Annotated in this window: 2 protein-coding genes; both read right to left on the bottom strand. The window is 36.9% G+C overall.

Annotated elements, in window-relative coordinates; genetic code table 11:
- Positions 1-2,981: NosD domain-containing protein (locus tag ACJMLZ_RS05645; RefSeq protein WP_405304394.1), on the bottom strand; the 2,981-nt coding region annotated here is incomplete at its 3' end.
- 136 nt (positions 2,982-3,117) lie between these two features.
- The gene (locus tag ACJMLZ_RS05640) at positions 3,118-7,878 is read right to left on the bottom strand and encodes a cobaltochelatase subunit CobN (RefSeq protein ID WP_405304392.1); all 4,761 of its coding nucleotides are present in this window, start codon (positions 7,876-7,878) and stop codon (positions 3,118-3,120) included.
- Positions 7,879-8,036: the final 158 nt, after the last annotated feature.

Genomic DNA, 8,036 nt, shown 5'->3' with positions numbered 1-8,036 from the left:
TCACCAATACCCTTTTCAGAGTCAAGATAATTTTTAGAAATGTTGTTGTCAACAGCCCTATCATCAACAAGGATTGCATATCCTTTCAATGATGTAACGTTATTTCTGTAAATTAAATTATCTGTAGAAGCGGAGTTGAGGAAAATTCCGGCATTTCCTGCAGATATTGAATCAAGATTGATGCCTATTTTTTTACCGGTTCCTCTAGCCAATATTATATTGTTAGTTACGGAATTGTCTTTTGAATTAGACAATACGAAACCGTATACCTGTTTTCCATCTGCCTCAAATTTATTGTTGTCTATGACATTATTATTGGATGAGAAAGCCTCAATACCATAAACGGCGTCTGAATTTAATGTGAAAGTGTTTTTAGTTATGGTTGATTCTTGAGACATTTCGAGGTTGATACCATATGCAACATTTCTTGATTTTACATTAACAATATTATTTTCTATGACTGTCCCATAAGATGAGGATCCGATTACAATTCCCTGAACGAAATAAGTGCCTTCAAGAACAATATTATTTTTAATGAATTCATTATTAGTTGCTTCTTGACCCTCAGGAGCAGTATGGCCAGTCATATATCCTAATACGCCCATACCATAAATATAATTATCATTAGACTTTATATAAACATTATTTTCTGAAAAAACATTGTATTGACAACTGTAATATGCATCTATTCCAACAATGGAGTTTGTGGAATTGAATGGGGAAACTGTTCTATTCAATTTGGAAGTAACATTTACTTTATTTTTGGAAACAGTATTGTAACTAGAGTATGCCATTAAAATACCGTAGGTTCTGTATACTTCTGCTAAAACATGGTTTCCATCAGCAATTGTATCACCATCCAAACAAGAAGAATCACCATCCAAACAAGAAGAATCACCATCAAGACAACTAGTATCGCCATCCAAACAAGAAGTATCACCATCAAGACAACTAGTATCGCCATCCAAACAAGAAGCATTATCAATGTCATGTTGACTTTCGAACTTATGCACTTGACCTGTGCCCAAAGTATTAATTGTATTGCCTATGAAGTTTGAATCTTCAACGCCATATGCAAGCAATGTATAGGTTAAATAGTTACCGGAAGAATAAAGTTTATTGTTTAGCACATCCACATTAATTGATTCCACAACATAAATTGCATATGCCGCATTAGGGTCAGTTACTTCAATATCACAATTGGATATTGTAGCACCATTAACTACATAAACATGAATCCCCCATGCATTAAGCCTATCAGCCTTATTATTTTTAATAATCAAGTTTTCAATCCATACACCATCACAGGTTATCCTAAATGTAGTATTATAAAAGGTAGGCTTATTACCTGTTATTTTGATAGCGGAAGTGATAAATATTATTCTTTTATTTACAAACTCTCCATTGAAGTTTAAAATATCCCCATCTTTAATAATGGAACTCAATTCACCATTATTATCAATATATTCACCATAATTTTCAGGAGTAATTTCATATACGGTTCCGTTGAATATGTAAACCGGTTTTGATGGATCATATGAGCCTTCAGGATATCTTACAGTCTTACCTTTTTGAAAAGTGTTATTTACAATAATATTGGTTAAACTTGCATCAGCCCCAGCGGCATCAATTACACATTTATTGGAGGTTGTGATGGTATTGCCTACAATAGTTATGTTTCCAGGCATTTTTTTGTTACTGAGCTTTTTAATATAAACACCGATAGCGCTTTGACTTGAAATATTATTATTTAAAACAGCGAGATTATAAGCTTGAGTCTTAAATAATATTCCGGAACCGCTTTGTGTAATTATGGTGTTGTTTCTAATTGTAATGTTAGAACTACTTGGATGTACACCTACACCCTGAAGGGTAACTTCAACATAGTTATCTTCAACAATTATGTTATCCCCCGCAGCAGCGATTCCACCACCAGATGAAATAGCTTTAGCATTGATAATGGAATTGTTTCTTACAATAGTGTTAGCTGAAGCATAAATACCAAAATCCCCTCCAAGTTCAACACCAGGATTATTAAAATCTGCTCCTGTGAGATTAATAATCTGGTTATTTATAATAGTATTCCAAGGTTGTGTTGTACTTATACCTCTATATGCCCCAATGACCTTATTTGAGTCTATTGTGTTGTATCTACCCATTACCTGAATAGAATAACACCATGAAGTAGGCAGGACATTGTGCCTTATAGTATTATTATAAATTATATTATAATGAGATAGCGCAGGCACTATAGGGCCTCCACCATATTCGGACAAATAAATAGCATTCGCATCGTCACAGGTGATGTGATTGTTTGCTATATAATTGTAATGGGCATCGGAGAGAAGCACAGGAGTAGTAGACCTAGACCCATGACCATATGTAATACCATATTCATTAAAGACATTGTTGATTACATTATTATACATTGCCTTATTTGCAACGGCAATACAGTATGAAGATATACCAGTGTTGTTGATAATACAATTCTCAACAGTACAATTGGCTACGCCATTTAAAAATATACCATAATGATAATTATATGTATTAGTGATTTTTAAATTGGATACTGTACTTCCAGAAGCATTTCCTTCGAAATTAACAACACAATTCTTCATGTTAAGTGAACTTGAGCCTTTAATCTTTACAGGATTTTCAAATGTAAAGTTAATCCTTTCGAAATTTCCGTCAAATACAAGGGTGTCCCCCTCATTTATTGAAGAAGGCTTGAAATTACCGCTAACATCAAAATAAGTCTGATAATTAGATCTAGTGACTGTGTGTGAAACGGCAGCCAATACCCCCTCATCATCCACATCAACATTTGCAGATAAACTATCATCCAGCTGTGATGTAGAAATATCAGAAATAGTTTCATCATTACTTGCAATGGCTGTGTTTAAGTCTTCACTAGCGCTGACAGCACCAATCGATAGCAAAAGCAATAATAAAACTAAAAAAATGTTAATTTTTTTAATCATAATATACCTCACATTAAATTCAAATATATTTTAAAGTCAAATTTAAGCAAACTTTAAAAATTATCTAATATATTATTATTTTTGTCAGTAAAGTATATTTAAAAATTTCTAAAATAAAAAAAAGTTGATGATTAAATTAATAATCATCATAATCGTCTTTTTGATTTCTTACATATCCAACCAAGAAGATTACAATCAAAACAATGATTGCAAGAATTACGAATATAGGCATGCTGGACTCTTCGGAACTTGCTGATTTGGATGCGGATTTTGCAGACAATTCATATGCAACAGGACCGGATTCACCAGCATTTGAAGATGAATCACTTGAACTTTGTGATTCTGAAGCTGATTTCGCATCACCAGGTGTTGACGGATCAAGACCTGCAGAAGTTCTGCCGCCAGACAAATCGGATTCCTCCTGAGATGTGCCGTTGACTAACTCATGTGCATTGGCACCGCTGTCTTCAGCAGGATTAGTCTGACTGCTAGATGAGTCATCGGATATGTCGGTTCCGTCCGCTTGATATAACGGATCAGTGTTTGTAGCCTGAGCCAATATCTCTGCAAACTGCTCTTTTACCGCAGGAGACAGGGAACTTGCCTGAATGATTTTCATATTGAAATCCAAGTTTTTACATGTGTGGTGACAACATGCAACACCATATTGAACAACCTGGTTCATATATTCATTAGCAATAGCTTCCATTTTACTAGGATCCGCGTTCCATGTACCTTGGTCTGCCAGATAAAACATGTGCGCAAGAGATGACTGTAAACCGACTGATGTGGTTTCATCGCCGACTGAACCTGCAATGTTCAATAGGGAATCAGTCAACTGATTTCCCAGCTCTTTCTGCAATTGGTTATTGGCAACTGTCAATGTACCGAACATGTTCTGATATCTTGCGGCAATTGCGTTCATACCTGCAGCATTTCCTGTAAGAGGCTCGAGATATTTCGGATTTAGAAGTGTGGTCCTTATCTCGAAGTCCAATTCGGCTTCATAAGATTTTGCAACATATCTGTTCTTATCCCTGATATCCACGAAAGAAGTGTCCGGCCTTTGCTGACCTGATTGCTCTTTCAATAAGGAAGCAGCATTATACAAACCACCAAACCAGTCATAGTAATCATCGGAATCCAATACTCTCCATGTACTGTCAAGGTTTTGAGTAATCAAATCTGTCTTATTGAGCAAGTACACAAATGTATCCTTCTCTTTGTTGATGACAATGTTGCCCTTTTCATCAAGGTTCCAAGCGAAAGATACGCTTTCAAGATAAATGGACATTGCCTTTTCATTGACAGTTTCAATGTCCCAATCCGCAGTATTTGGAATAAGGGTGCTCATACCGGTTCCTTCAAGAATATTGCCCGGAAGACCGAACAATCTGTCAAGGGTTGGACTTTCAGCATAATGTTTTTTAACGTAATTATCCTCTAAGGACTCACCATCGGCAAATGCAGCAAGCTTGACACCGGTCACCATCCAGGTAATCCAATCCTTGTTGCTTGTAACCAGACTTGCAAATACATCCACTCTAGGCCTGTTGACAACACTTCCGTTGTTTAAAGTAACCTTCAAGTCTTCCAAAGGAATACGTTCAACACCAATGACCTTGCCGTTTTCTGACCATACCGGCTTGCATCCTAAAAGATATAGGAATTCAGCAACGCCGATACCTTCGGTCCTTGATATTTCAGTTCCCCATAGAATCAATGCTGTCATTTCAGGCCATTTGCCATGCTGTTCATAATAATTGGCAAGCAGCAAATCTACAATTCTGACTGAAGATTCATATGCTGCTTCGGACGGCATCCTTGTTGAATCGGATGCATAACCGTCATAACCTGTAGGTATTGAATCACCGTAAGCAGGATCTGCAAACAATCCTGCAGGAACGTAACCTCCTTCCAATGCAGTGAGAATTGCATTCCATTCGTTGTTGTTTTGGATATTGACAATTACGCTTGCAGCATATCTGGTTGAGTTATATAATGAACTGTTTACCTCAATTCCATAGATTTGAGACAATTCATCGACTGAAGAACCGTTTACCAAACGTCCTATATATTCCAATAAGAAATCTTTAATGGCATGATGCTCATCAAGATAGCTTAAATCATTTTGGATATCATTATAGTAATCCTTACCCTTAAGTTCAGGATATAGGAATTCCATGATATGATTGTAGATTTTGGTCTGGGAAGTTGTGACGGTAATCACTTCTTCAGTAAGCTCTTCACCGGTCAACACTTTACCTAATGTATGCAAACCGTAGGTCATGAAGTCATCACCCATACCTTCAAGGTATAAATGCAAATCATCAAGCCAGTCATTGAAGGATTCGTTGGCCGAATAGTTTCTAAAACCTAATGTAGGAGCCAAATCGATAATCTTTTCCCTATAGACATCTGCATTGGCTGTTACATTGAGCTTGACTTGGTCCTTATAATATGTGATGTAATTATTCAATACTGTATAATTACCGTACAATCCGGATGAAACCATAGCAGGAGTCATGTGTGTAATGACCATTGAAGCACTTCTATCCCTTGCAACCATTGCCTCACCAGGGTTTGATACAATGTATGGATACAATGTCGGAGTCAATGTCAATTCAAATGACCAGTCCCCTGAACCTACACCTATATTCTTACCCGGAAGCCATTCCATGGTTCCGTGGGTTCCCATGCTTATGATTGCATTTGCGTGAGTGACTTTGTCCATCCACTCATAAAATGCGACATATTGCTGATGAGGCGGCAATTTCAAATCGTGATAATTCTGAATGATTTCAGTAATGTCGGCTTCTTCCCATCCCCTACTTGGCTGGAAAGTAATGAAGATATTGCCTAGCCAGAAACCAGGAATTACTATATACTCTGTATCATTTTCCGTGTAAATCATGGACTTGCCTAAACCGGCACCCCACTGGTCCACCATCTCAAAGTACAAATCATCAGGCAAATCCTCAACCAAGTCAATGAAATCATAGATTGAAATCAGCTGATGATGCTTGAGGAGTTCCTCTTTGTTGTCCTGGACATACTTTTCAAGCAAACCGCCTGCCCATGAACCCTTGTTACCGCTGTTGAAGATTATCTTTGCAAATTCTGTGACGTTCATTACCTCACTGATATTGCAGATGGTATATCCTTCCTCATATAATTTGATAAGCAAATCATAGGTACTTTGGATTACATCCAAATATGATGCTCCGATTTCAGCCTTACCTGGAGGATAATTGTAAAGAACAATAGCAATTGTTTTCTCAGAGTTGTTTAAATCTTTTAAGTCAGCCCATCCGCAACTTAATTTAACCATCTTATCTACACCTGTCTGGATTACCTGAACCTTGTTTTCTTCATCAAGATAAGACAGTATAACCGGGCCGAATACACCTTCGAAACTTGGATATGTCACTGCATAGGTCCATTCTATTTGAGGACCCAATTCACTTTCATAACTGGATTTTGAAATCTCATTAACACCTTTAAGAACTTCCAAATCTATTTCTGACAAATCAGATTCAGCAGAACCGTTCGCATAACTTAAAGACCAACTATATAATGAAGTAATAGCGGAAATTCCAACTGTAGAAACCTTATTGATTCTGTTTATTATTGATGACATTGCAGGGTCTGTAGAAAACTTAAAAATGTTGAATGCAGGCCTTCCATATGCCTCATAACCTCTAATCAATGAATCCACTACCTCTCCACCACAATAGTAAGTAGCGATAGCTATGAATTTTTTATCGGGATTGAACTCCTCTATGAACTTGTCTTCAAACTGCTTGAACAATGTAGTCGGATCTAAAATGTCATTGAACCATTTAGGATAATCCTGAATCATCCAGTTTAAACTACCAATTCCATCACAATCGTAACCCGGATTGGCCATAATCCACTGATTGATTAAATCCCCATCAGGGAAAATGGTGAAAATACCTAAATCAGGATGGTAAAAACCACATTCTGGACCCATCAATGGAGCGTTAGACACATTGAGAGTCGGATTTTCATATTCAGATGGATTGATCAGATAGTAAATGTATTTCAAGTAATTTTCCATATTATGATCCAAAACATCAGATTCGTCTATGTCCTCAGCCTGGAAGTAAGAACCGATATAGGTGTTTTCTATAGTGTGATAAGTGTTATTTTTTGGGTTTGCACCGACAATATGTATTCCGGTAGCGTTCTTTATACCCTCACTATAAACTCCAAATGTATATGCGACCATATAATTGTCATTTGCAGGACAATCTGCCAGCAGGTTTTTCAGCCTTTCTGAAGTTAAAGTTGAATAAGCCCCTTCAGCGAACATGTCCAAGTGAACAAATCTGGCATACTCCGCCAACCATTCACGGGATTCGTCATAGTCCATAGTGCTTATGAATGCAACTCTTTTGGAGAGATTCATCAAAACCTGAAGCTTTTCCTTGTGGGATCCGTAATCAACCAGCAACAGGATATCCGGAATAAAATCAAATTGGCCGCTGAGAGTACCTGACCTTGAAGTGAAATCCAATGTTGTGGATTTTTGAGGTTCATAATCTGCATAGCGGGCAACAACATAATATTTGCCAGGATCCAAATTTTCGATTACCACATTCCCCTCAGAATCTGTAACATAAGATGAAATAAGCTTATCATTTGAGTCATACAAGTCGATAGTCGCATTTGGCAGCTCATATCCATCTTCATCCCAAGTGTTGGCCTGTTCATTGTAGTGATGAATAACATTAATTTCTATTGCATTATTCGTTGCGGATATAAAAGATTCCTTTGCCTGAGAAGAATGAAGCGTGACTGCATCTGAAGGGCTAGCTACCTCTACGGATGCCGCTCCGCCGTCCTCAGCAAAGGCTGTACTTAATGAAAACATAATTAATATTGATAAAATCAATACAATTAACAACTTATTACCTAACTTTCTCGTATTTTCACCTCCCTTCACGCTATTATAATAAACATGACATTTATTATAGGTTTAAGTTTAACTTGAAAACATATAAAATTAACTAAATTTAATGAAAATTTATC

It is taken from the genome of Methanobrevibacter sp. (assembly GCF_045126245.1).
Taxonomy (GTDB): domain Archaea; phylum Methanobacteriota; class Methanobacteria; order Methanobacteriales; family Methanobacteriaceae; genus Methanocatella.
The sequence above is the reverse complement of the archived record's forward strand: the minus strand, read 5'-3'. Positions and strand labels throughout refer to the sequence as shown.